This window comes from Bacillus salipaludis, assembly GCF_004358205.1.
Window position 1 is genome coordinate 383,955 of record NZ_SMYO01000006.1, and the last position, 23,913, is coordinate 407,867.

A 23,913-nucleotide genomic window follows, 5' to 3' on the forward strand; every position below is an offset into this window, starting at 1 on the left:
TCAGGTATTGCGGGAAGTCTAAAAATAAACATTTACTTTTGGAGGAGGGAATATTGGTGAAAGTAATTAAACCTGGCTCTACGATTGGTATTTTAGGCGGGGGACAGCTGGGAAGAATGATTTCGATTGCGGGAAGAAATATGGGGTATCGATTTATTACTTTGGACCCGACGCCTGACTCTCCCTGCGGACAAGCAGCCGATCGCCAAATTATCGCTTCCTTTTCGGTGCTAAATGCGGCAAAGGAACTAGCAAACGCTTCAGACGTCATTACATACGAATTTGAAAATGTTGATTCCCATTTAGCTTCAATTTTAGAAACAACGTCCTTTGTTCCACAGGGAAGCAAGCTCCTTCAAATCACACAAAACCGAATTCGTGAAAAATCTACGTTACAGTCAAACGATGTGCCTGTTGCCCTTTATAGTGATTCAATCTGAAAAGGATATCCACACTGCTGTTGATCGCTTTGGCTTTCCCTGTGTCATGAAAACCGCGACAGGGGGTTATGATGGAAAAGGACAATGGGTATTTCATGAAAAGGATCAAATACCCATTGCAGTTGAGGCATTAAAAAATTCAGGTGTAGAAATGATCGTGGAACAATTTATTTCATTTAGTAAGGAACTATCTGTGATTGTCGCTAGGAATTTAGCAGGACAAGCAAAAACATTCCCAGTAGCTGAAAATATTCATATTAACAATATCCTTCATCAATCTATTGTCCCTGCAAGAATTACTGAGGAGCAAAGGAAACAGGCAGAGAAAGTTGCTTTGGAAGTGGCCGAATCACTAAAAGCAGTAGGTTTAATTGCTATAGAAATGTTTCTTACGAAGGATGGTGATATTTTAGTTAATGAGCTAGCCCCAAGACCTCATAATTCCGGTCATTATTCCATGGATGCATGTGTAACCTCACAGTTTGAACAACATATTCGGGCAATATGCGGACTGCCCTTAGGAGATACTACTCTTTTAAGTCCAATTATTATGGTGAATATATTAGGTCAACATTTGAGCAAAGTGTCAGATAACCTGAAACAGCTCCCTTCAACAGCCAAACTCCATTTGTATGGAAAAAAGGAATCAAAAGAGAACAGGAAAATGGGGCATATAAATTTTTTAGGTCCTTCACTTGAAGTAATCTTTCAACAAATTTAAAAAATGCAAATCTGGGACTCATAGAATAGATCCTCCCCAATTGACCAGTAAAAGGAGAGAAAAGATGGAAAAATTAGAAATGCTTTACGAAGGTAAAGCTAAAAAAGTGTTCAAGACATCCGAATCGGGAAAATGTTGGATTGAATATAAAGATGATGCCACAGCCTTTAATGGAGAAAAAAAGGGGAAGATTGCCGGTAAAGGAACAATGAATAACGAGATTAGTGCGATTTTTCTTAGCCTATTAAAGGAAAAAGGGGTAAACAATCATTTTGTTCAACGAATTTCGGGAACAGAACAAATTGTCTTACAAGTTGAGATCATTCCAATAGAAGTTGTGGTTCGGAACATCGCAGCCGGATCACTCGCTAAAAGACTGGGATGGGAGGAAGGGAAGGAGCTCCCGCAAGCCATAGTGGAATACTACTACAAAAATGATGAACTGGGAGACCCTATCATTAACAATGATCACATTGCCCTACTTGGGTTGACTTCAGAATCGGACTTAACCAAAATTCGAAACCAAGCTCTGAAAATTAATAAAATTTTACAAGAATTTCTCAAAATGAAAGACCTTATCTTGGTCGATTTTAAATTGGAATTCGGAAAAACTCTAGAAGGTGAGATTATTTTAGCTGATGAAATTTCCCCGGATACCTGTAGGTTCTGGGATGCCAGCACAAAGGAAAAATTAGATAAAGATCGGTTCAGAAGAGATTTAGGTAACGTTAAAGAAGCCTATCAAGAAATTCTACGAAGAATTGGGGGTACTGTTGGTGTTTAAAGCAATTGTCTATGTAACTTTACGGGAAAGCGTTTTGGATCCACAAGGAAATGCGGTTCACGAATCTCTACATTCACTGGGGTATGATGAGGTTGGAGAAGTACGAATCGGAAAATATATGGAGCTTGAAGTTAATAGTGAGGATCATAAAATGGCAGAGGAACGGGTTAGGGATATGTGTGAAAAGCTGTTAGCCAACACGGTCATTGAAGACTATAGGTTTGAGCTAAGGAAGGGAGAAAATTAAAGTGAACTTTGCTGTACTTGTTTTTCCTGGTTCGAACTGTGACGTGGATATGTATAAGGCTGTTGTTGATACGATTGAACAACCAGTAGAGTACGTATGGCATCTGGAAACGGACCTATCTAAATATGATGGAATCCTTGTTCCAGGGGGATTCTCTTATGGAGATTATTTGCGTCCTGGTGCAGTGGCAAGTTTATCTCCAGCAATGGAGCAAGTCAAGATTGCCGCGGAATCGGGAAAGTTGGTTCTTGGAGTTTGTAATGGGTTTCAAATTTTAACAGAAGCGGGTCTGTTACCGGGTGCGTTAAGGAGAAACCAGCGTTTAAAATTCCATTGTGAAACCATTAATCTCATCGTCGAAAATAACCAAACTCCATTCACTTTAGAATATGAGGAAGGGGAGAAGATTCGTATTCCGATTGCCCATGGAGACGGAAACTATTATTGTAATGAGGATACCTTAAATGAGTTAGAAAAAAATAAACAAATTGTTTTCCGATATGAAGGAAAGAATCCGAATGGTTCAGTTTCTGAAATTGCCGGGATCATCAATCAAAGAGGAAATGTTTTAGGATTAATGCCCCATCCGGAACGTGCGGTTCATAAATGGCTGGGGTCTGATGACGGCAAACGCATGTTTTCATCTATATTAAGTTACTGGAGGAAACAAAATGGAACAGCATAACGAACCAACCCCGGAGCAAATTTACGAACAAAAACTTTATCGAGAAATGGGCTTGACAGACGAAGAATTTGACAAAGTGATCGAAATACTCGGCCAAAAACCTAATTATACTGAAACGGGAATTTTTAGTGTAATGTGGTCTGAGCATTGCAGTTATAAAAATTCGAAGGTAGTTTTAAGAAGATTTCCCACTTCTAGTCCCCACGTTCTTCAAGGACCTGGAGAAGGAGCTGGGATCGTAGACATTGGAGACCAACAAGCGGTTGTCTTTAAAATTGAAAGTCATAATCATCCCTCTGCGATTGAACCCTATCAAGGAGCAGCTACAGGTGTAGGAGGAATCATCCGTGATGTGTTCTCAATGGGTGCCCGTCCCATTGCTTTATTAAATTCACTTCGTTTCGGTGAATTAGATAACCCAAAAACCAAATATTTATTTGAGAATGTTGTTGCGGGGATCGCTGGATATGGAAATTGTATGGGGATTCCAACGGTAGGAGGAGAGATTTACTTTGATTCCTCTTATGAGGGAAACCCCCTGGTAAATGCGATGTGTGTCGGATTAATCGACCATGATCAAATACAAAAAGGTGTGGCAAAAGGGATTGGGAATCCTGTCATCTATGTCGGCGCAGCTACCGGAAGAGATGGGATCCATGGGGCTACCTTCGCCTCAGAGGAGTTAAGCGAAAATTCCGAGGCCAAACGACCAGCTGTTCAAGTTGGCGACCCCTTTATGGAAAAGTTGTTACTGGAAGCTACAATAGAATTGATTGCCTCTGGCCATGTTGTCGGGATTCAAGATATGGGAGCAGCAGGATTAACCAGCTCCAGTTCTGAAATGGCCAGCAAAGCAGGAAATGGCATTGAATTAAACCTTGACCTTGTTCCACAACGGGAAAAAGGAATGAGTGCTTACGAAATGATGTTATCGGAATCTCAAGAACGAATGCTGGTCGTTGCAAAAAAAGGAAAAGAAGAGGACGTAGAAAAGATTTTTAACAAATGGGGACTCCATTCTGCTGTAATTGGAAGAGTTACCGATGATAATCAACTTCGAATCCTACATCAAGGAGAAGTAGTGGCAGAAATTCCTGCGGATAAGCTGGCGGAAGATGCTCCTGTGTATTGTAAGCCCTCTAAAGTGGCTCCTTATTATGAAAAATACGCATCATTGGACCCTGCCGCACAATTTGAAAAGCCAAAGGACTTTAACTCAATATTGAAACAACTGTTAGCATCCCCAACAATTGCCAGCAAAGAATGGGTATATCAGCAGTATGATTATATGGTCAGAACCAATACCGCTGTCATACCAGGATCCGATGCGGCAGTTGTGGCGATCCGTGGAACACGGAAAGCTTTGGCGATGACGACAGATTGCAATGGAAGATATGTGTATCTTGATCCCTTTACTGGAGGCGCCATTGCCGTAGCAGAAGCAGCTCGCAACGTCGTTTGTTCCGGTGCTGAACCACTTGCTATAACGGATAATTTAAATTTTGGCAGCCCGGAAAAACCGGAAATCTTCTGGCAGTTCGAAAAAGCAGCAGATGGCATTAGTGAAGCCTGCCGGCAGCTGAATACTCCGGTCATTGGCGGTAACGTCAGTCTCTATAACGAATCAAATGGAGAAGCGATCTTTCCTACACCAACCATTGGGATGGTGGGCTTAATTAAGGATGTCGAACATATAACAACACAGGAATTTAAAAAAGACGGGGATTTAATCTTTTTAGTCGGTGAAACGAAAGCGGAGATTGGCGGGTCTGAATATCAAAAATTAGTGACAGGAAAAATTGAAGGACGCCCGCCTCAATTAAATCTTGCGTTAGAACGAAACATCCAAGCTTTTACACTCAAGACAATTCAAGAGGGTCTTGTTCAGTCAGCCCATGATGCTGCTGAAGGAGGATTAGCTGTTGCGATAGCTGAAAGCTGCATTAGCGGGAATAGTGGCGCAGAAATTCAAATAACGGATGAACTGCGAACAGACATCTCCCTGTTTAGTGAAACTCAATCTCGAATTGTTCTTTCTGTCTTAAAGGAACACGTCGAAAAAGTACAAGAAATCGCGAAATTAATGCAGGTTCCAATAATGGAAATCGGCAAGGTAAGAGGAAAAGAACTGTCGATTTCACATAATGGGCAAATCGTCATTTCACAGCCAATTGCTGAACTCTCCGAATCCTGGAAGAATGCTATTCCGGATATCATGCATTCAAATCGATTAAAAAAGCTGAACACACAAGACATTTCTGCAAGTTTATCGTAAAGGAGTGAATCAAAATGAGTGATGCCTACCGCAATGCCGGAGTCGATATTGATGCGGGTAATGAAGCCGTTGAACGAATGAAAAAGCATGTAAAAACGACGTTCCGACCGGAAGTTTTAACTGGGTTAGGAGGGTTTGGTGCACTGTTTAAACCGAACCTGCTGGAAATCGAGGAACCAATTTTTGTCTCTGGGACAGATGGGGTTGGGACAAAACTAAAAATTGCCTTTGCAATGGACAAGCATGACACAATTGGAATTGATGCCGTTGCCATGTGTGTAAATGATGTAGTTGTCCAAGGGGCTGAGCCTCTTTTTTTCCTCGACTATCTTGCTTGCGACAAGATCATTCCGGATAAAATTGAAGCCATTGTCAAAGGGATTGCAGAAGGATGCCTACAGGCAGGATGTGCGTTAATTGGCGGAGAGACGGCTGAAATGCCAGGGATGTATCAGAATGAAGAATACGATATTGCCGGGTTTACTGTAGGGATGGTCGATCAAAAACACCTTATCGATGGATCAAAAGTAAAAGAGGGTCAAGTGCTAATTGGTTTAGCCTCTAGTGGTGTACATAGCAATGGCTTTTCTCTTGTCCGTAAAGTTCTATTAGATGATGCAAAACTCTCCTTAACAGACTATGTCGAAAAATTGGGTGCACAATTAGGTGCAGTATTACTGGAACCCACTAAAATTTATGTAAAATCTGTTCTTTCCACGATAAAGAAATTTCCTGTCCATGGAATGGTACATGTTACAGGGGGTGGCTTTTACGATAATATCCCCCGCATTCTTCCACGTGGTCTGCAAGCTGAAATTTACGATGGTTCATGGAGTATTCCAAAGATTTTTACCTTTATCCAAGAGACAGGAAATATTTCAGACTATGATATGTTTCGTACTTTTAATATGGGAATTGGTATGATTTTAGTCGTTGACACTAAGGATTCTCAGGCTATTTTAGACCACTTTCAAGGGCTAGGGGAAGCTGCATCTGTGATTGGAACAGTGCAAAGAGGGACCGAAGACGTCGTGTTCAAGAAGGAGTAATCATGAAAATTGCCGTTTTTGCTTCTGGAACAGGAAGCAATTTTGAAGCGATTCTGGAATCCATTCAATTAAAAAAAATAAAAAACGTGGAAGTAGTTTTGTTAGTCAGTGATAACCCCAATGCACTTGCAGTCACGAAAGCAAAAAATGCATCGATCCCAGTGTTTAGTTTTCAAGCAAAGGATTATCCGGACAAACTTACCTATGAACAAGAGGTTCTTGAGAAATTAACCAACCACCAGGTGGATTTTATCGTTTTAGCAGGATATATGAGATTGCTGGGACCTGTTTTGCTAAAGGCTTATGATGGAAAAATTATTAATGTCCACCCATCCTTATTACCTGCATTTAAAGGAAAAGATGCCATTGGTCAAGCGCTTGATTATGGGGTAAAGGTGACGGGGGTAACTGTTCATTTTGTAGATGAAGGCATGGATACAGGACCAATCATTGCTCAGGAGTCCGTTCCCGTCACTATGTCCATGACAAGAGAAACATTAACAATCAAAATTCAGGAGATTGAGCACCGATTATTACCAGAAGTGATCCAAAGTCTTGCTAATAAGGAAACAACGATATGAAACCAGCAAACGGTAACAAATTTATTGGAATTGTCAGGACGATAAGTTGGTGGGGAAGGAAAGTTTTTTCTCTTTTGAATATTTATGTCAGTGCCCTATGAGCATGATATTTTATAGGAACGGGAACTAAGAGACCTTGTCAATGCCCGTCAAGCTTATATTTTCAAACGAACGGGCACTATGAGGGCTTATCAATGCCCGTCAAGCTTATATTTTCAAACGAACGGGCCGGGCTCTATGAGGGCTTATCAATGCCCGCAAAGCTTATATTTTTAAACGAACGGGCACTATGAGGGCTTGTCAGTGCCCGTCAAGCTTACATTTTCAAACGAATAGGCACTATGAGGGCTTGTCAGTGCCCGTCAAGCTTATATTTTCAAACGAACGGGCACTATGAGGGCTTGTCAGTGCCCGCAAAGCTTAAATTTTCATTCGCGCGGTCACTAAGAGCGATTGTCAATGCCCGCAGAACCTGCTTTTTCAATTAAAAGGTCACTTAAACGCTTCAGTATATCTAAATTTCTGCAATAACACTTCAAAAATCTCTAGCTCCATATAAAAAATGCACACGAGACCATAAATCTCGTGTGCATAGCTTAACCCAATTTATAAAAACGGACTCTCGTGCTTCGCCTTCAGCCTCATCCAGCGGCGCTCCACTTCATCATCAAACATCTGCAGCATCTCTTTACTTTCTTCCCTAAGCAAATGCTTCGTTTTTCCCATCATCTGCAGCCATTCAGACACCGCAACCCGCTTCTTCTTACTCTCAGGGTCATACGTAATCGTCGTAATGCCGCGTTCGACTTCATAAAGAGGGAAGAAACAAGAATTAACCGCCGCTTCCACAATCGTCTGGCCTAATTCATCCTTCGATTTCCAGTTCAATGGGCACGTAATCAAAATCTTGCCGTACACCAAACCCTCATTCTGCGCATACCACTGGGCTTTGGCAGCTTTTTTCAATAGATCCCGATCAAACGCTTCCGTTCCGGTAAAAACATACGGAATATGGGTAGCGGCCATAATTTGTGCCGTATCCTTATGATGAAACGGCTTGCCATTTTGAAAGCTGCCGACACTTGAAGTACTCGTCATATGACCCATCGGCGTCGAATAGGACATCTGGCTGCCCGTGTTCATGTAACCCTCGTTATCATATTCAAGGATAATCATTTTATGGTTGCGCAAGGCCGTACCGATCGCCGGACCCATGCCAATATCCATACCGCCATCACCCGTCACCATCACAAAGGTGAAATCATCGCTCAAGCCGAGATCATCCAGCTCGCCCCGGCGTTTTCGTTCATGGAACATTTCGACAAGACCGGAAAGAGTAGCAGAACCATTTTGAAAGAGGTTGTGAATATAGGTCGCTTTATGGGCACTGTAAGGGAACCCGGTTGTCACCACCATGGCACATCCAGTATGAAATAGGGCAACAATATCTCCTTCAATTCCTTTAAAAAACAATTCAAGGCCAGAGAAAATCCCACATCCAGGGCAAGCACCGTGCCCGGAGGCGAGCCGTTTTGGCTTTTTCGTTAAGCTTCGTAACGGGGGGATTTTCACCTTTAATTCACCGGTTTTTCCATCTGGGGTTACCGTGATTAAACCAGTGTTTAAGTCATCTTTTTTCATCGGGTTTAAAACACGTTTTGGTGCATATTCAGGTCTGCCGGGATTATGCCCAAAATAGTCAAACGCCTGATCGACCACACCTTTTTCATCGGCATCCAAAGCTATTTGGAAAAAATGCTCCGCATCATCGGCATAAAAATCTTTGCCCCCTAGGCCATATACTCTATTAACTACTTTCGTATGACTGTTCCCAAAGGTTTGTAAAGCTGCCCTTACTTCGAGTGCCATGTTTCCGCCGTGGGCACCATAGGAGTCTGCACGATCGCCAACTGTAAGCGCTTTTACATTTTTCAAGGCTTCTACTAATTTTTGTTGCGGGAAGGGACGAATCATATTAGGAGAGATGACTCCGGCTTTAATCCCTTTTAAACGGAGCCTGTCGGCTACATCCTTACAAACTTCAGCCGCAGAATTTAACATAAACACTGCAATCTCTGCATCATCCATCCGATATAAATCAAGAACAGGATATTCGCGTCCTGTTAATTCTGCATACTTTTTTGAAATCCTTTCGAAAACCTGCTCCGCTTTATACATTGCTTCAGATTGCTGAAAGCAATTATTCATATAGTCCGGTTCATTCATATAAGGCCCGATGGTCACTGGGTTTTCCCGGTCCAAAGCATGAGGGAAGTCCCTTGGCGGTTCACCAATAAACTGTTGTACATCTTTTCGATCTTTCACTACTAGTACCCGCCGTTTTTGGTGAGAAGTAAAATAACCGTCAAATGAAACAATGACTGGAAGCCGTACTTCTGGATCTTCTGCTAATTTAATAGCCATAATATTCATATCATAGACAATTTGCGGGTCACGGGCCATCAAAATCGGCCAGCCGGTATTTAAGGCGAAGTATAAATCAGAATGATCGCCGTGGATGTTCAAAGGTCCGGAAACGGAACGGTTGACCAAATTTAAAACCATAGGAAAACGTGTACCGGACTGCACCGGAAGTTGCTCTAGCATGTAGAGAAATCCGTTTGCACTGGTTGCGTTAAAAACTCGTCCGCCTCCAGTCGAAGCCCCGTAGCAGATACCGGCGGAGCCGTGCTCGCCATCAGCCGGAATTAAAACAATATCGTGTTCGCCTTTGGCTTTCATGCTATCGAGGAACTGGGCCACCTCGGTGGAAGGAGAGATTGGATAATATCCCATCACATGATAATTAATTTGGTGGGCTGCATAGGCCGCCATTTCATTGCCGGATTCAAAAACAACGGTTTGTTCCGCGGAACCCTTTGGAACCTGTAATTTTTCTTGGTTTAAATCGATCGACATTTATATACCGCCCTTTCCTTTAATTTTGGTTCACTAAATCGAATAAATGAGGGACACGATTCTTGTCGGCGTAGCCGTCATTGTATTCTCTTTCTCCTGATAAAGCATCAACTGGGCAAGCTGTCACGCATTTTAAGCAGCCTTTGCAATATTGATAGTCAATCCCTTTCAGGAACATTTGCGGCCGGCCCCGTTTGTCTTCTTTTTCCTCCCAGACAAAGCAAAAGTCCGGACATGCAGTGTCACAGGCTGCACAATTAATACATTTTCCTTCGTGAAAATGCGGGAGCATACCCGCTCGCGAAATACTTAAATCTTTTAAAATGCTGTTTCCTGGATTGGTAATGGTGCCGCCAATTGCCTGAGTTTCATAGCCAAGCAGTGGTTCCGCTCGTTCAAACGGTTTTAGTTCCGTGCTATTTTCTAAAGTATACGTTTTGAATTTAACTTCTTGATAGCCACGGTCAAATGTACGGAGGTTGGGTTCAACAAGGTGGGGGTATTTTTTCTCAAAGGTGCGCCGAATGGTTTGTTTCATGGACTCAGGGTCTAGGAAGTCTAAAATACGGTAAAGCGCCCCAAGCATTGCAGTATTGGCTTTGGTCTTTTCATCTAAGGCGATTCCGGTTGCATCAACAATGGCAATCGTTCCGCCCTGTATTTTCATTTGTTGTTTAAGTTCATCGGGAGATTTTAAAGAATTTACTAAAATAGTACTGTCAGGATAGATTCCATTTGTACAGTTGATGGTTTTAAAAAGGGCATCATGGAAAATGCCGACCACGTGGGGGCGTTCAATCGGTGTTGTATCTCGAATGGTGGTTTCAGGATCGCAAAATCGGATATGTGCTTTTACAGGGGATCCTTTTTTCTCAGAGCCGTAGGATGAAAAACCGATCCCATTTAGTCCGTTTCCAACGACTCCATCCTCGGAAAGTAATTTTCCCGCAAGATTTGCACCTAATCCGCCGATCGATTCCAGTCGGATTTCAAAAAAACCTAATTCATTCACTTTTGGTAATTTTGACAAATAGATTCCTCCAATCCTAACAGTAGTATTAATATTATGAATTATCAATAAATTAAACATCTTTATTGTAACAGGATAAAAAAATAAATACAACAGCTTCTGTTTATAAATCATTTATATGTGTATTTCGGTGCGTTTATGTTGAGGTTATAAGGGTTTATAAAAAAATAAGAATTAAAGGTTGATATAGCACAGTGTTTTTACTGTTGTATAACAATATGACAAAAAAGTGAAGGAGTATTCCTTCATTTTTTATCTATAGTATAAAGATTTTCGAAACAGTTTTTCATATAGTAATTGAAAACCATACATGAAAAATGATTTTACTAAAAAGAGCAATGATAATTGAAATTTACTTAAACGAACAAGGGTGACGTAACCAATTTTTTTAAATAAATCTAGCCCCAAATAGGTAAAGATAGCATCGACGATAATATTGACTAAAAGGTATAAGTTAAACTTTCCGAAGGTGAATTTTAGGACCCAAAGGGAACCAACTAAAAATGGACCAAAGATTAATGGCATTTCACCTAATACATTCGGTTTAATTTTATATGGAAACCACCACCATTTTCGTTTCTCAGCTAACATACCTTCAAACATTAGATAAACACACATAAATAGTGCACCTGGTAGAAATCTTTTAACTGTTTTCCCACCAATAAGTGGGAGTGAAAGCCAGGGTAGTATAAACATTAGCAGAATTAAAAATTTTGTATTTTTCATGCTAAAACATCCTTTAGGGTATCTTAATATATTTATTTTTCCTATTTTAGGCAGGTTTATGTAGTATAAAATATTGCATTTCAAATATTGTAGAGATTGGAATAAAAAGGAAGATAAATAGAAAAAATAATTAAAATATACAAAAAAAGGAAATTGCCATGAGGATTATTGCAGCATTGTTTTCGATCATTATGCCGGGATTTGGTCAGTTCTATAATCGGCAAATGATTAAAGGTGTGCTTTTTGTTGTGTTTGAACATTTTGATAACATGGTAGGGAAAATTAATAGTGCGATCCAGCTTGATTTTAATGGCTTTCACCAAAAAGCACTCGAGACGGTCGTATATGATGGATTGTTATTTTATCCAGGATTTTACGTTTATGTTGTTTGGGATGCCTGGTTTTATGCAAAGGAAGGGGCGAATAAAATAACTTCTGCTATTCCCTTTATCATTGGAGGTTTTTTAGGGGAGCTATGTGCCATTTTTTCAGCTAAATTACCGTTCCCATCCTTGACAGCAGGCTTGCTTATGGTAATACCAATGGTAATCGGCATGGTTATTTTTTAGAAAAGAATAAACGATGATAGGATTAAAAGTTCATTAATAAAAAGTCCAGACATACATATTAAAGGAGGACGACCTATAGATTAATTAAAACTGAATTTAAAGGGGAAAGAATCCTTATGGAATTTTTACAAGAATTAATCCATCATTTTAGCCCATTTTTGTCCTTAGAGGCTGTTGCAAAAATTATCTCAGATCCCGCTAGCTGGGGTGTTATTGGCACCCTTGTCCTTCTTGAGGGATTATTATCCGCCGATAATGCTGTTGTTTTGGCAGTTATGGTCAAGCACCTGCCGAAGGATCAAAGAAAAAAAGCCTTATTCTATGGGATTTTTGGAGCCTATTTTTTCCGTATATTCGCAATTGGATTAGGGGTAACTCTAATCAATATCGCCTGGATTAAAATTATCTGCGGCCATTATCTGTTATGGATTGTATTTCAAAACTTTATCAACAAAAAAGAGGAGGAAGGCGAAGTCCATGCTAAAAAAATGGGATTTTGGAGGACCGTTTTAACCGTGGAACTCATGGACATTGCTTTTAGTTTTGACAGTATTATTGCTGCTTTTGGTGTATCCAATCAAGTGTGGGTACTCTTTTTAGGTGGAGTGTTAGGAATCTTAATGATGCGCGGTGTGGCCCAAGTTTTCCTTACCTTGATTGAAAAAGTACCGGAGCTTGAAACAACTGCTTTTATCTTAATTGCGATTATCGGCGTAAAAATGATTGCCTCTGTATTTGGATTCCATCTTGACCATATCGTCTTTTTCAGCACGTTAGTTTCCTTATTTTTGGGGACCTTTATTGTTCATTTCTTTAGAAAAAAAATAATTTTGTAGGGCCCCTCCTGGTTGTTTCGCCGTTGCCCGAACCTTCATTTTTCATTTATTAATATATATGGAGAAAGTCGGTGGTTTTTTTGGCAAATGGATTTTATCATACGGAAGTTATTGATATCGTAACAAGCGTAACGGGAGGAGCAAAATGCAGGATGCATTTTCAACTGACGACAGAAAGTATGACTGGCGGGGGATTAACGACGATTACTTATACGATTACAAACTTTCTAGATTCAAACTGTATGATTTTTTACTTAACAGTAGATGAGCATTTGTTTCCTTTCGATCCGGGCATCGCTCCAGGCAGTATCGGAACAATTAAATTCTCCAGAACTGGTGCTGCCGTTCCCGCAATCGGAGATGTCTATGTGGAATGCGGCGGCCTCGAATTTGAATTCGGCTCATTATGTACCGCTGTGTTAAAGGGAGATTGCGGTGCGCCAACAGAATAACACCTTGAAGGAAGTTCGATCAGATTGGAGTTCAAGATTTTAATTTCCAGAAGTTCTATTTGGGATAATCCTATTTTAGAATAAATCTCGTTTATTTGTGCAGAATAATAACCATAAATTAATGGAGGTTATTATTTTGTTAAATAAAAAAACAAAGTTAACATCATTATTTTGGATAGCTATACTTGGTTTAATATTAACAACTATTTACACAATAGTCTTGGGTATTTTAGGTTACAGAACCATGAACAGGATTGATTTTATCTATAAACAGAATAAATAAGGAAAAAACAGTTAGAATCAGATCGCTCATTTGGGCGTTTTTTTTATCAATATTGGGATATCTTACCAACAGTAAATATATGGTAGGTTGGGGTGTAATGGTTTATGGCAATTTTTTATCGACCTACACTATAAAGCCTATTTATTATATGGAGTCCAGTATTTGTTTGAGAAAATAAAAAGCTTTAATCGACAAGACACCTAAAATTGAAATCCCTTACTCGAAAAGAGAGTGGGCAAAAAACCCAACGTTCAAAGTGCATTCTTTGAGCGTTTATTTGTTTTCTCTTATTAAACAGCAAAAAAGAAGAATCTTTTTTATGGCAAAATATGACACCTCTTGGTACAATAATCATCAAAATAAGTTCTAATCTAGTTAGGCCTGAAAAAATTAATTTATACCCCCCTAAATCAACGGGGCTCTGTCGAATGAATATGATTGTACGATAACCCTATTTTGGTAGATAATGAGATTGTATTTGTAAAAATAATGAAAATGTTTTTAGGAGTTTTTGAAAGGGAGATTTACATTGAAGGAATATATTGTTTGTTATACATTGGATCATGATATTAAACGCGTAAAAATTTTAAAAGATCAAGAGGTTAAAAAGGAAGAGATCAAACAAGAAGTGTTAGATAAGGTTCTCCAGCATTCTTACATTGTGGCAAATTGTGAACAAGGGGATTACCGGATCAATTCTTCCTCCATTCGATATATACGAGTTTTATAAAGCGTGATACAATGTTCACTTAGTAACAACATTGTGCAACTTTTAGCAACGGGAGAGAGAAAGAATGTCAGAAACCTATCGCTACCGTGAGGAACGAAAACAAGCGGAAAGAGAAAAACAAAGAGAACAAAAAAAGAAAAAATCACCGAAAAAAGGTTCTCTATGGAAGAAAATTTTATTGATTTGTATCGTACTAGGTGTCCTGTCCATTGGAGCAGGTGTCATTACGTTTGCTGCTATGGTTAAGGATGTTCCTTCATTGGATGCATCTAAACTTGTCGACCCGCTTTCAACGAAATTTTATGATCAAAACGGGAAGTTTCTTTATGAATACGGGAAGGAAAAGCGAACGAAAATCACCTATAATCAAGTTCCAAAACAGCTTGAACATGCCTTTATCGCCACAGAGGATTCGCATTTTTATGAACATCATGGAATCGACATCAAACGGACCGCGAAGGCAATTTTCTTAAATGTAACAGGAGACTTTGGTTCCCAAGGTGGAAGTACGATTACACAGCAAGTCATCAAAAGGTCATTTTTAACCCCAGAAAAAACAATAAAACGAAAGGTTCAGGAATGGTACCTGGCCTATAAATTGGAGCAAAAATATTCCAAGCATGAGATTTTGATGATGTATTTTAATAATATTTACCTTGGCAACCGTTCCTACGGAGTTGCTGCGGCAGCAAAAAATTATTATGGAATCGACGCAAATAAATTAAATAAATTAACGCTTCCGGAAGCTGCAATGATTGCCGGTCTTCCGCAAAGCCCAAATAATTATGACCCGACAAAATCAATAAACAAAAAGGCAGCGACGAACCGTCGAAATCTGGTTCTAGCTTCTATGCACAAACAGGGTTATATTTCAAAGCAACAGATGCAGGATGCGATGAAGGTTCCCGTAACCAAGGGATTGGTGAAGAAAAAAAATGAAGGGATGCCTTATGAAGCATTTATTGATGCAGCTGTAAAAGAAGTGGAAGGAAAGCTTAAGGGTATTGATATCGGTACGGATGGTTTATCCATTTATATGACCCTCGACCAAAAAGCGCAGAAATATGCAGATAAATTGATGGACAGCAATGAGATAGTCAACTATCCGAATGATCGATTCCAAGGAGCTTTTGTATTTTTAGATTCAAAGACAGGTGAGGTTAGAGCAATTGGCAGCGGTCGGAAAGATTATAAAGCCGGATTCCGCGGCAACAATTTTGCAATTGATCTTGTCCGCCAACCAGGCTCTACTTTTAAGCCAATATTAGATTATGGTCCTGCCATTGAATATTTGAATTGGTCGACACATCATATGTTAAATGACCAACCGACAACTTATTCCACCGGCCAACAGATTCAAAACTGGGATCGTCGCTACCATGGGATGCTTTCAATGCGGACAGCATTGGAATGGTCTTATAATATACCTGCCCTACTCACGCTCCGCGAGGTCGGTATGGACCGGGCAAAAAACTTTGCTGAAAAATTGGGAATTACCTTTGATCACGATCAAATTTATGAGTCTTATGCAATCGGCGGAAATACGGTTAGTCCATTAGAAATGGCGGGTGCCTACAGTGCGTTCGCTAATCAAGGGGTATATAATCAGCCGCATTTTGTGACAAAAGTGGTGTTCCCAAATGGTAAGGTTGTCAGTTTTAAACCAAAACCAAAACAGGTTATGCATGATTATACTGCCTATATGATTACGGATATGCTTCGAGATGTTGTACATTCTGGGACAGGGAAGGCTGCCAATGTTCCTTGGCTGGATGTAGCCGGTAAAACAGGGACAACTAATTTTGATGCTCAGACAAGCTACCGTTATGGTTATCCACTTAATAATGTTGCGAAGGATAGTTGGTTTACAGGTTATACTCCGCAATATACGATGTCGGTTTGGACGGGGTATGTAAAGAATGGCTCCGGTAACTATTTGCCTGGAGATACCACCCATATCGCGCAAATCATGTTTAGTAAAATGATGCAAGAATTTGATAAGGGCAACTCCACCTTCCAGCAGCCGGCTGATGTATATCAAATGGGAAATGATCTTTATATTCGCGGTGCAGCCGAGGTACCACCGCCACCTAAGCCGGTAGTTCAGCCGAAAAAAATCCAAAAGATAGTGGAAAAGCAACAGAAAGCTGATGAAAAGCAACAGAAAGCTGAAGAAAAACAACAGGAAAAACCTCCTGGACATCAAAAAAACCAAGAGAAAAAGCAAAAAGGAAATGGAAAAAATAAAAACCATTAAGTTCTTTAATGACTGTCTGAAATTCAATTTCAGCAGTCTTTTTTATTACTAAAACTGGAATATAATGAAAAAAGGTGAATAAACCAAATCTTCAAAGTTAACTCTATATACTAACGGTCAAATTGACGGTATGAGGTGTTTTCTTTGCAAGATTGGTGGATTTATCAACATTTTATTAATACGATGTGGTTTATCTTGTTCCTAATTTCCTTACCTGCAGCACTGGGACTTTTCATCCTCTATTCCTATTTAAAAAATAATAAACAAAATGGTAGTCAGGAAAGTAATCAAAATAACCAAGACCAACAGCAAGATAATAAGCAAAATCAAAGTAAGCAGAGTAATCAAGAAAACCAAAACGATCAGCAAACAGACAATCAAGAAAACCAAAACGATTTGCAAGCAGACAATCAAGAAAATCGAAACAATCAGCATGCCAACAATCAAGGAAATCAAACAAGTGAAACGAAAGAAGAACAACCAACTTGACGAAAACCAGAAAAAATCTAGGTCTATTTTCTTATTTCAATAAAAAATAGAGAAAAACGCTTTTATAATCTAAAAACCTATGTTATTTTTTATAGGTAAGTTTCATATTGTATATTGTTTCCAATGCTCTACTAGGGGGGTCCGATAGCTCGGACTGAGAGAAGAATGCGTTAAATTCTTTGACCCTTCGAACCTGATCTGGATGATACCAGCGTAGGGAAGTAGTTATGAAGGCGTCCATTCATACAAACGCGCCGCTACTTTTTGACGATTTAATCAGGTTCTGTGTAAACAGAACCTTTTTTTATTGTCATTCATTCTCCGTAATGAACGATGCTGTATCTTCCAGATTTGGAAAATATTAAAGGAGGAAGTTGCATGCAAACGGAAATGAACATTGAATTAAAATCACAATTTACAGGAAGTAAGAAAGTTTATCAAAGGGGATCCAGGCCGGATATCCAGGTTCCAATGAGGGAAATTAGCCTAAACCGAACTGTCACTACTTTTGGTGAAGAAGAAAATGCCCCTCTTCGAGTTTATGATACAAGCGGTCCCTATACAGATGCGAATTATGATATCGATATTCGCAAAGGGTTGCCCGCTTTACGTCGAAAGTGGATTCTCGAAAGAAATGATGTGGAGGCATATGAAGGTAGAGAGATCAAACCTAAGGATAACGGCTACCTTGATGGGGATGAACGCGCCAACCTTGAATGGTTCCCAAATTTAAATAAGACACCTTTAAGAGCAAAGTCTGGAAAAAATGTTACACAAATGCACTATGCCAAAAAAGGTTTGATAACTCCCGAGATGGAATTTATTGCGATTCGCGAAAACTTAGATCCGGAATTTGTTCGAGATGAGGTAGCCCAAGGCCGAGCAATTATTCCTGCTAACATCAACCATCCTGAAAGTGAACCGATGATTATTGGTCGAAATTTTCATGTAAAAATCAATGCCAATATCGGAAATTCGGCCGTCACTTCCTCCATTGAGCAGGAGGTTGAAAAAATGACATGGGCCACACGCTGGGGAGCCGATACCATCATGGATTTATCAACCGGAAAAAATATACATACAACAAGAGAGTGGATTATCCGTAATTCACCTGTTCCAATTGGTACGGTACCTATTTATCAAGCATTAGAAAAAGTAAATGGGATTGCTGAGAATTTAACGTGGGAGGTGTACCGGGATACGTTAATCGAACAAGCGGAGCAAGGTGTAGATTATTTTACAATTCATGCCGGTGTGTTATTGCGCTATGTTCCAATGACTGCGAAACGGACAACAGGGATCGTATCTCGAGGCGGTTCCATTATGGCCCAATGGTGCTTAGCTCACCATCAGGAAAGTTTCCTGTATACGCATTTTGAAGAAATTTGCGAAATCCTAAAGAAATATGATATTTCTGTTTCACTCGGAGATGGACTACGTCCAGGTAGTATCGCGGATGCAAATGATGAAGCTCAATTTGCCGAGCTTGAAACACTTGGAGAATTAACAGAAATAGCCTGGAAGCATGATGTCCAAGTAATGATAGAAGGTCCAGGGCATGTGCCAATGCACAAGATTAAAGAGAATATGGATAAGCAATTAGAAATTTGTAAGGAAGCTCCTTTTTATACATTGGGTCCGTTAACCACAGATATTGCACCTGGATATGATCATATTACATCTGCAATTGGTGCGGCTATGATTGGCTGGTTTGGGACGGCGATGCTTTGCTACGTTACTCCAAAAGAACATCTCGGCTTACCAAATAAGGAGGATGTGCGTGAAGGGGTTATTACGTATAAAATTGCTGCACATGCTGCCGATTTAGCGAAGGGCCATCCGGGAGCACAAGATCGTGATAATGCCTTATCGAAAGCTAGGTTCGAATTTCGTTGGGAGGATCAATTTAATTTATCTTTGGATCCTGAGCGGGCAAGGGAATATCATGATGAAACATTGCCAGCTGAGGGGGCAAAAACGGCTCATTTCTGTTCGATGTGTGGACCAAAGTTCTGTTCGATGAGAATTTCTCATGATATCCGCGGCATGGCAAATGAGGATAACGAGTTTGAAGGAACCTCCATTGAAGAAGGGATGAAGCAAAAAGCAGAGGAGTTTGTCCATGATGGCTCAAAAATCTATCGATAATTCGAATGAGATTAGGAATTTAATGGAGAATGTAGTTGCTTTAGAGGAACAGATTCAACACCTGACGAAAAGGATCCAAACGATTCAGCTTCACTGTAAGCATGTCTTTTTAGAAACGGCCTTCATGAGGAAATGCCGGAAATGCAGTTTTACGGAAAGTACGTATTATTAATGTCATTTTCCTTATTTAACCTTAACGTTGATGAAGGCCAAAACTTGAGGGAAGACTCTTGGAAATAGGTTTCATAGGCCCGATGAAGGACAAATCTTGGTAAAAGAGCTATAGAAATGGTCTTCATAAGCCCAATGAAGGACAAATCTTGGCAGAAGAGTGATGGAAATGGTCTTCAATAGCCCGATGATGGTCAAATCTTAGCAGAAGTGTGATAGAAATGGTCTTCACAAGCCCGATGATGGACAAATCTTGGCAGAAGAGTGATGGAAATGGTCTTCATAAGTCCGCTGAAGGACAAATCTTGGTAGAAGAGTGATAGAAATGGTCTTCACAAGCCCGATGAAGGACAAATCTTGGTAGAAGAGTGATAGGAATGGTCTTCACAAGCCCGATGAAGGACAAATCTTGGTAGAAGAGTGATAGAAATGGTCTTCATAAGCCCGATGAAGGACAAATCTTGGTAGAAGAGTGATAGGAATGGTCTTCACAAGCCCGATGAAGGACATATCTTGGCAGAATAGCTATAGAAATGGTCTTCATAAGCCCGATGAAGGACATATCTTGGTAAAAGAGCTATAGAAATGGTCTTCATAAGCCCAATGAAGGGCAAATCTTAGCAGAAGAGTGATAGAAATGGTCTTCACAAGCCCGATGAAGGACAAATCTTGGTAGAAGAGTGATGGAAATAGTCTTCATTAGCCCGATGAAGACCAAAACTTTCCAAAAGAGTAATAGAACGTCCTTCATCAAAAACTTTCTATCATAATGGTTTTTACAGCCGCCTGGTTAGGCGGCTGTTTTTTATAAAAAAGGCCATTTTAATAGAATGATAATTCAAAACTATCAAAACTATCGAACTTTGATGAAACGTATTGCGTTTTTCTGTGTATAAAATTACAATGAAATACATAAAAACACTTTAGTTTGCTAAATTGATAAAGAGAATAATGGAGGAATACATCATGAAGAAGGTCATCCAGATATTTATCATCATGGCCGTTGCTATAATGGCAACTGCTTGTGGCGCACAGCCAAATCTGCCGGATGCAAAAACAAAAGAAAAAATACAAAAGGCTGAAAGTGGAAATACACTGGATTCCATTAAAAAACAAGGTGTGATCACCATTGCTATGGATGATACATTCCCGCCAATGGAATATCGAAATGATAAAAATGAATTAGTAGGTTTTGACGTAGACCTAGCAAAAGCCATTACGAAGGAGCTCGGCGTGAAAGCTGAATTTAAACCAACCGCATGGGACGGCATTTTACCTGGATTAGATGCGAAACAATATGACGTCATTATGACTTCTATGAATATTACTGATGAACGAAAGCAAAAGGTTGATTTTGTAGAGTACCTGAAACTAGGACAAGTTGTTGCCGTTAAAGCCGGAAACCCATTAAGCATTCAATCCAAGGAAGACCTTTCTGGAAAAGTTGTCGGTGTTCAAATTGGTTCAACGAGCGAAACGGCAGCAAAACAGATTAAGGGAGTTAAAGAGTTAAAGACTTATAATGCTTATACCGATGTATTTAATGACTTAGGTCTAGGGCGACTTCAGGGAGTAATCGTTGCTGAAGCGGTCGGTCGTTATTATAAAGCAACAAAACCTGAAGCTTTTGATGTGGTAGGAAGCTCATTCCAAAAGTTACCAATTGGAATTGCCGTTCGAAAAGGTGATGACAAACTTGAAGAGGCATTAACAAAAGCTGTGCAAACTGTGAAAGATAATGGCACTTATGCGAAAATCAGCCAAAAATGGTTTGGAAAAGATCTTTCAAAAGAATAGGGGAAGAGCGGATAAATCGGTTTGTAGATTTATCCGTCTTCTTTTTAAAAAGGAGTCGTAAACATGAAGGAATTTTTGTTATTCTCACTTACCTACCTCCCCTATTTATTACAAGGGGCGTTAGTGACCATCGAAATCGCGGCGATAGGAGTAGTTGCCGGAAGTTTAATTGGATTATTATTTGGTCTTGGACGTGTTTCAAAAGTGAAATTATTTTCACAGATTAGCAGATTTTATATTTGGGTGATTCGCGGAACACCGCTTTTATTGCAATTATTTATGATTCATTTTGCCATTCCGTCTGTGATCCCAGCACTCACGATGCCGCCATTCGTTTCGGCCTGCATTGCCTTGTCATTAAATGCGGCAGCTTATATTGCCGAAATTTCTCGGGGGGCCATTCAGTCCATCGATAAAGGCCAAATGGAAGCAGCGCGGTCACTAGGCTTAAGTTACGGACAAGCGATGAGACGGGTCGTTATTCCTCAAGCTTTTCGCCGGATGCTACCGCCATTGGGGAATGAATTTATCGCACTTATCAAGGAATCGTCCTTGGTTTCAACAATCGCTTTATATGATTTACTTCGAACAGGTCAACAAATTATCAGCAGTACGTACCGGTATATGGAAATTTTTATCTTAGTCGGGTTAATCTATTTATTACTTACCACGATCATGACATATATCGTTGGAAAAGTAGAGAAAAAGGTAGGTGCATATGAATGATTTCCTGCAAGAAGGTTGTAAAATCCTTTGGAGATTTGGAAGTTTTAAAAGGAGTTGATTTGGACGTTTCACAGGGTGAGGTCGTCGTAATCATTGGACCGAGCGGATCTGGTAAAAGTACCTTTCTTCGTTGTATGAACCATTTAGAGACCATCAATAGTGGCAGTATTACGGTAAAGGGTAAAATGGTAGAAAATAAAGAATCAACTTTAAATAAACTGCGTCAGGAAATAGGTATGGTCTTTCAGCAATTTAACCTTTTTCCCCACAGGACCGTGATGGAAAATATTATCGAAGCTCCGGTTCTCCTGAAAAAAATGTCAAAAGCGGAAGCCAAGAAAAAAGGGATGGAGCTTTTGAAGAAAGTAGGATTAGAAGCAAAAGCCGATGAATATCCGAATCGTTTATCCGGTGGGCAAAAGCAGCGGGTAGCGATTGCCCGGGCGTTAGCTATGGAGCCGACCGTGATGCTTTTCGATGAACCAACTTCGGCTCTTGACCCGGAGCTAGTTGGAGAAGTACTGGCTGTAATGAAACAACTGGCAAAAGATGGGATGACCATGGTCGTTGTCACACATGAAATGGGATTTGCAAAAGAAGTAGCAGACCGAGTCATCTTCATGGACGGCGGCTATATGATTGAACAAAATACTCCTGATGAGTTATTTGGCCATCCGCAGCATGAACGAACGAAAGAGTTTTTAGGGCATATCAAGTAGGGAGAGATCATCATGAAACAAGCTTCAAGTTTGGATTTAACCTCAAAGATTAATGAAAAAGTAGATCAATTGTTTCCTAGATTAGTGGAAATGAGAAGACAGCTTCACATGTATCCGGAACTTAGTAACCGAGAATTTAACACAACTAAACAAATCAATGACTGGTTAAACGAATTCAAGATTCAACAAATTCCACTTAGCCTTCAAACCGGGACTGCAGCAGAGATTATTGGTAAAACCTTAGGACCAACCGTTGCTATCCGTGCTGACATTGATGCCCTGCCGATTTTTGAAGAGGCCGACGTACCGTTTCGTTCGAAAATTGATGGGATCAGTCATATGTGTGGCCATGATGTTCACACGACGATTGCCCTTGGTGCAGGGATTATTTTACAAGAAATCAGTGATTTACTCCCAGGCAATGTCCGAATTCTTTTCCAGCCGGCTGAGGAGTCGGAGGGCGGCGCCGAGTCAATGATTCACCAAGGGTTATTAAATGAAGTAAAATCAATCATCGGTCTTCACAATGTTCCCGAACTTCCAGTAGGAAAAATCGGGGTTAAAGAAGGCTTTTTGATGGCCAGTGTGGATGATTTTACAATCACTATTAAAGGAAAAGGCGGGCATGCGGCACTTCCGGAAAAAACAATTGATCCAATCGTCATCGGCAGTGCGGTCGTCAGCCAGCTGCAAACCATTGTCAGCCGCACAATTTCTGCAAAAGAATCGGCGGTGGTCACGATTGGCTCATTCCAAGCAGGCTCGACGAACAATGTCATCCCAGATAAGGCCATTCTTAAAGGAACGGTTAGGACATCCAATGTAGATGTCAGGAAGAAAATCTATGATGTCTTTACCAAGACGGTTACGAATACAGTAGCTGCCCTAGGTGGTGAGGTAGAAATTGATTATCAATTTTTACTTCCTGCTGTTTATAATGATGCAAGCGTTGCTGAAATTGTTCGGACTGCCGCAGTGTCTGTGGTCGGAAGTAAGAATACGGTTATTGCTGAGCCTACCATGGGTGGAGAGGATTTTTCTTTTTACCAAAAAGAAGTTCCCGGCTGCTACGTTTGGCTCGGATCCGGTAACGAAGAAAAAGGGATTCAATATAGCTGGCACCATCCGAAATTTATGGTAGATGAGGAAGCTATTAAAATCGGTGTTCATTTGATGGTCCAATCTGTCTTGCTTTTATTAGAAAATTCTTCTATATAATATTGCCTGCCTGCTAGTATGTTGTAGCAGGCAGAATTTTTATAATCCTCTTGTATTTATA

At 40.2% G+C, this 23,913-nt stretch carries 21 protein-coding genes, 1 pseudogene and 1 riboswitch; of the genes and pseudogenes, 19 read left to right on the forward strand and 3 right to left on the reverse strand.

Annotated elements, in window-relative coordinates:
• Nucleotides 1-50: 50 nt before the first annotated feature.
• The 7 genes and pseudogenes from purK (at nucleotide 51) to purN (ending at nucleotide 6,782) form a co-directional block, all read left to right on the forward strand.
• Nucleotides 51-1,161: pseudogene (purK, locus tag E2K98_RS14990) on the forward strand (5-(carboxyamino)imidazole ribonucleotide synthase).
• Between the two features lie 64 nt (nucleotides 1,162-1,225).
• Nucleotides 1,226-1,945 carry a phosphoribosylaminoimidazolesuccinocarboxamide synthase gene (purC, locus tag E2K98_RS14995; protein ID WP_133335413.1) on the forward strand — a complete coding sequence of 240 codons (720 nt, stop codon included), beginning with the start codon at nucleotides 1,226-1,228 and terminating at the stop codon, nucleotides 1,943-1,945.
• Nucleotides 1,938-2,192, forward strand: coding sequence for a phosphoribosylformylglycinamidine synthase subunit PurS (gene purS, locus E2K98_RS15000; RefSeq protein ID WP_133335415.1), 255 nt, complete (start codon nucleotides 1,938-1,940; stop codon nucleotides 2,190-2,192). The genes purC and purS overlap by 8 nt, the downstream gene beginning before the upstream one ends.
• Nucleotide 2,193: 1 nt before the next feature.
• Nucleotides 2,194-2,877 carry a phosphoribosylformylglycinamidine synthase subunit PurQ gene (gene purQ / locus E2K98_RS15005; protein WP_133335417.1) on the forward strand — a complete coding sequence of 228 codons (684 nt, stop codon included), beginning with the start codon at nucleotides 2,194-2,196 and terminating at the stop codon, nucleotides 2,875-2,877.
• Nucleotides 2,864-5,152 carry a phosphoribosylformylglycinamidine synthase subunit PurL gene (gene purL / locus E2K98_RS15010; RefSeq protein ID WP_133335419.1) on the forward strand — a complete coding sequence of 763 codons (2,289 nt, stop codon included), beginning with the start codon at nucleotides 2,864-2,866 and terminating at the stop codon, nucleotides 5,150-5,152. Before purQ ends, purL begins: the two co-directional genes overlap by 14 nt.
• Before the next feature lie 14 nt (nucleotides 5,153-5,166).
• Nucleotides 5,167-6,201, forward strand: coding sequence for a phosphoribosylformylglycinamidine cyclo-ligase (purM, locus tag E2K98_RS15015; RefSeq protein WP_133335421.1), 1,035 nt, complete (start codon nucleotides 5,167-5,169; stop codon nucleotides 6,199-6,201).
• On the forward strand, nucleotides 6,201-6,782 hold the full coding sequence (gene purN, locus E2K98_RS15020) for a phosphoribosylglycinamide formyltransferase (protein ID WP_133335423.1): 582 nt from the start codon (nucleotides 6,201-6,203) through the stop codon (nucleotides 6,780-6,782). The genes purM and purN overlap by 1 nt, the downstream gene beginning before the upstream one ends.
• Before the next feature lie 606 nt (nucleotides 6,783-7,388).
• On the opposite strand, the gene E2K98_RS15025 is transcribed toward purN, so the two are convergent.
• The 3 genes from E2K98_RS15025 to E2K98_RS15035 form a co-directional block, all read right to left on the reverse strand.
• Entirely contained in the window at nucleotides 7,389-9,701 is a 2,313-nt protein-coding gene (locus E2K98_RS15025) for a thiamine pyrophosphate-dependent enzyme (RefSeq protein ID WP_133335425.1), read from the reverse strand.
• 19 nt (nucleotides 9,702-9,720) lie between these two features.
• Nucleotides 9,721-10,731, reverse strand: a complete 1,011-nt coding sequence (locus E2K98_RS15030) for a 2-oxoacid:acceptor oxidoreductase family protein (RefSeq protein ID WP_133335427.1) — start codon at nucleotides 10,729-10,731, stop codon at nucleotides 9,721-9,723.
• Nucleotides 10,732-10,983: 252 nt separating this feature from the next.
• Complete coding sequence (locus E2K98_RS15035) at nucleotides 10,984-11,457, reverse strand: hypothetical protein (RefSeq protein WP_133335429.1); 474 nt, start codon at nucleotides 11,455-11,457, stop codon at nucleotides 10,984-10,986.
• 158 nt (nucleotides 11,458-11,615) lie between these two features.
• Here E2K98_RS15035 and E2K98_RS15040 point away from each other — a divergent pair, with 158 nt between their 5' ends.
• The 12 genes from E2K98_RS15040 to E2K98_RS15095 all read left to right on the forward strand — a co-directional run bounded on the left by E2K98_RS15040 (nucleotide 11,616) and on the right by E2K98_RS15095 (nucleotide 23,852).
• On the forward strand, nucleotides 11,616-12,026 hold the full coding sequence (locus E2K98_RS15040) for a hypothetical protein (RefSeq protein ID WP_133335431.1): 411 nt from the start codon (nucleotides 11,616-11,618) through the stop codon (nucleotides 12,024-12,026).
• Between the two features lie 116 nt (nucleotides 12,027-12,142).
• A complete protein-coding gene (locus E2K98_RS15045) occupies nucleotides 12,143-12,862 on the forward strand; it encodes a TerC family protein (RefSeq protein ID WP_133335433.1) in 720 nt (239 codons plus the stop codon).
• Nucleotides 12,863-12,933: 71 nt separating this feature from the next.
• Complete coding sequence (locus tag E2K98_RS15050) at nucleotides 12,934-13,314, forward strand: hypothetical protein (RefSeq protein ID WP_133335435.1); 381 nt, start codon at nucleotides 12,934-12,936, stop codon at nucleotides 13,312-13,314.
• 812 nt (nucleotides 13,315-14,126) lie between these two features.
• Complete coding sequence (locus tag E2K98_RS15055; protein ID WP_026572960.1) at nucleotides 14,127-14,327, forward strand: hypothetical protein; 201 nt, start codon at nucleotides 14,127-14,129, stop codon at nucleotides 14,325-14,327.
• A gap of 64 nt (nucleotides 14,328-14,391) precedes the next feature.
• On the forward strand, nucleotides 14,392-16,584 hold the full coding sequence (locus E2K98_RS15060; RefSeq protein ID WP_133335437.1) for a transglycosylase domain-containing protein: 2,193 nt from the start codon (nucleotides 14,392-14,394) through the stop codon (nucleotides 16,582-16,584).
• Nucleotides 16,585-16,728: 144 nt separating this feature from the next.
• A complete protein-coding gene (locus E2K98_RS15065; RefSeq protein WP_133335439.1) occupies nucleotides 16,729-17,073 on the forward strand; it encodes a hypothetical protein in 345 nt (114 codons plus the stop codon).
• Nucleotides 17,074-17,196: 123 nt separating this feature from the next.
• Nucleotides 17,197-17,310: riboswitch (TPP riboswitch) on the forward strand.
• Nucleotides 17,311-17,451: 141 nt separating this feature from the next.
• Nucleotides 17,452-19,221 (forward strand): phosphomethylpyrimidine synthase ThiC, encoded by a 1,770-nt coding sequence (gene thiC / locus E2K98_RS15070; RefSeq protein WP_133335441.1) that lies wholly within the window; start codon nucleotides 17,452-17,454, stop codon nucleotides 19,219-19,221.
• A complete protein-coding gene (locus tag E2K98_RS15075) occupies nucleotides 19,199-19,393 on the forward strand; it encodes a hypothetical protein (protein WP_133335443.1) in 195 nt (64 codons plus the stop codon). The genes thiC and E2K98_RS15075 overlap by 23 nt, the downstream gene beginning before the upstream one ends.
• A 965-nt stretch (nucleotides 19,394-20,358) precedes the next feature.
• Nucleotides 20,359-21,189: a basic amino acid ABC transporter substrate-binding protein gene (locus E2K98_RS15080; protein ID WP_165976283.1), complete on the forward strand. Its 831-nt coding sequence runs from the start codon at nucleotides 20,359-20,361 to the stop codon at nucleotides 21,187-21,189.
• A 63-nt stretch (nucleotides 21,190-21,252) separates the two neighbouring features.
• Nucleotides 21,253-21,915, forward strand: coding sequence for an amino acid ABC transporter permease (locus E2K98_RS15085; RefSeq protein ID WP_133335447.1), 663 nt, complete (start codon nucleotides 21,253-21,255; stop codon nucleotides 21,913-21,915).
• Nucleotides 21,912-22,634 (forward strand): amino acid ABC transporter ATP-binding protein, encoded by a 723-nt coding sequence (locus E2K98_RS15090; RefSeq protein ID WP_133335449.1) that lies wholly within the window; start codon nucleotides 21,912-21,914, stop codon nucleotides 22,632-22,634. Before E2K98_RS15085 ends, E2K98_RS15090 begins: the two co-directional genes overlap by 4 nt.
• A gap of 12 nt (nucleotides 22,635-22,646) precedes the next feature.
• Nucleotides 22,647-23,852, forward strand: a complete 1,206-nt coding sequence (locus E2K98_RS15095) for a M20 metallopeptidase family protein (RefSeq protein ID WP_133335451.1) — start codon at nucleotides 22,647-22,649, stop codon at nucleotides 23,850-23,852.
• The last annotated feature ends 61 nt before the right edge of the window (nucleotides 23,853-23,913 follow it).

Bases quoted from the DNA above. Each gene is read 5' to 3' on its own strand.
- purC (WP_133335413.1), top strand. From the start codon at position 1,226: ATGGAAAAATTAGAAATGCTTTACGAAGGTAAAGCTAAAAAAGTGTTC.
- purL (WP_133335419.1), top strand. From the start codon at position 2,864: ATGGAACAGCATAACGAACCAACCCCGGAGCAAATTTACGAACAAAAA.
- purM (WP_133335421.1), top strand. From the start codon at position 5,167: ATGAGTGATGCCTACCGCAATGCCGGAGTCGATATTGATGCGGGTAAT.
- E2K98_RS15025 (WP_133335425.1), bottom strand. From the start codon at position 9,701: ATGTCGATCGATTTAAACCAAGAAAAATTACAGGTTCCAAAGGGTTCC.
- E2K98_RS15035 (WP_133335429.1), bottom strand. From the start codon at position 11,457: ATGAAAAATACAAAATTTTTAATTCTGCTAATGTTTATACTACCCTGG.
- E2K98_RS15040 (WP_133335431.1), top strand. From the start codon at position 11,616: ATGAGGATTATTGCAGCATTGTTTTCGATCATTATGCCGGGATTTGGT.
- E2K98_RS15045 (WP_133335433.1), top strand. From the start codon at position 12,143: ATGGAATTTTTACAAGAATTAATCCATCATTTTAGCCCATTTTTGTCC.
- E2K98_RS15060 (WP_133335437.1), top strand. From the start codon at position 14,392: ATGTCAGAAACCTATCGCTACCGTGAGGAACGAAAACAAGCGGAAAGA.
- thiC (WP_133335441.1), top strand. From the start codon at position 17,452: ATGCAAACGGAAATGAACATTGAATTAAAATCACAATTTACAGGAAGT.
- E2K98_RS15075 (WP_133335443.1), top strand. From the start codon at position 19,199: ATGGCTCAAAAATCTATCGATAATTCGAATGAGATTAGGAATTTAATG.
- E2K98_RS15080 (WP_165976283.1), top strand. From the start codon at position 20,359: ATGAAGAAGGTCATCCAGATATTTATCATCATGGCCGTTGCTATAATG.
- E2K98_RS15085 (WP_133335447.1), top strand. From the start codon at position 21,253: ATGAAGGAATTTTTGTTATTCTCACTTACCTACCTCCCCTATTTATTA.
- E2K98_RS15090 (WP_133335449.1), top strand. From the start codon at position 21,912: ATGATTTCCTGCAAGAAGGTTGTAAAATCCTTTGGAGATTTGGAAGTT.
- E2K98_RS15095 (WP_133335451.1), top strand. From the start codon at position 22,647: ATGAAACAAGCTTCAAGTTTGGATTTAACCTCAAAGATTAATGAAAAA.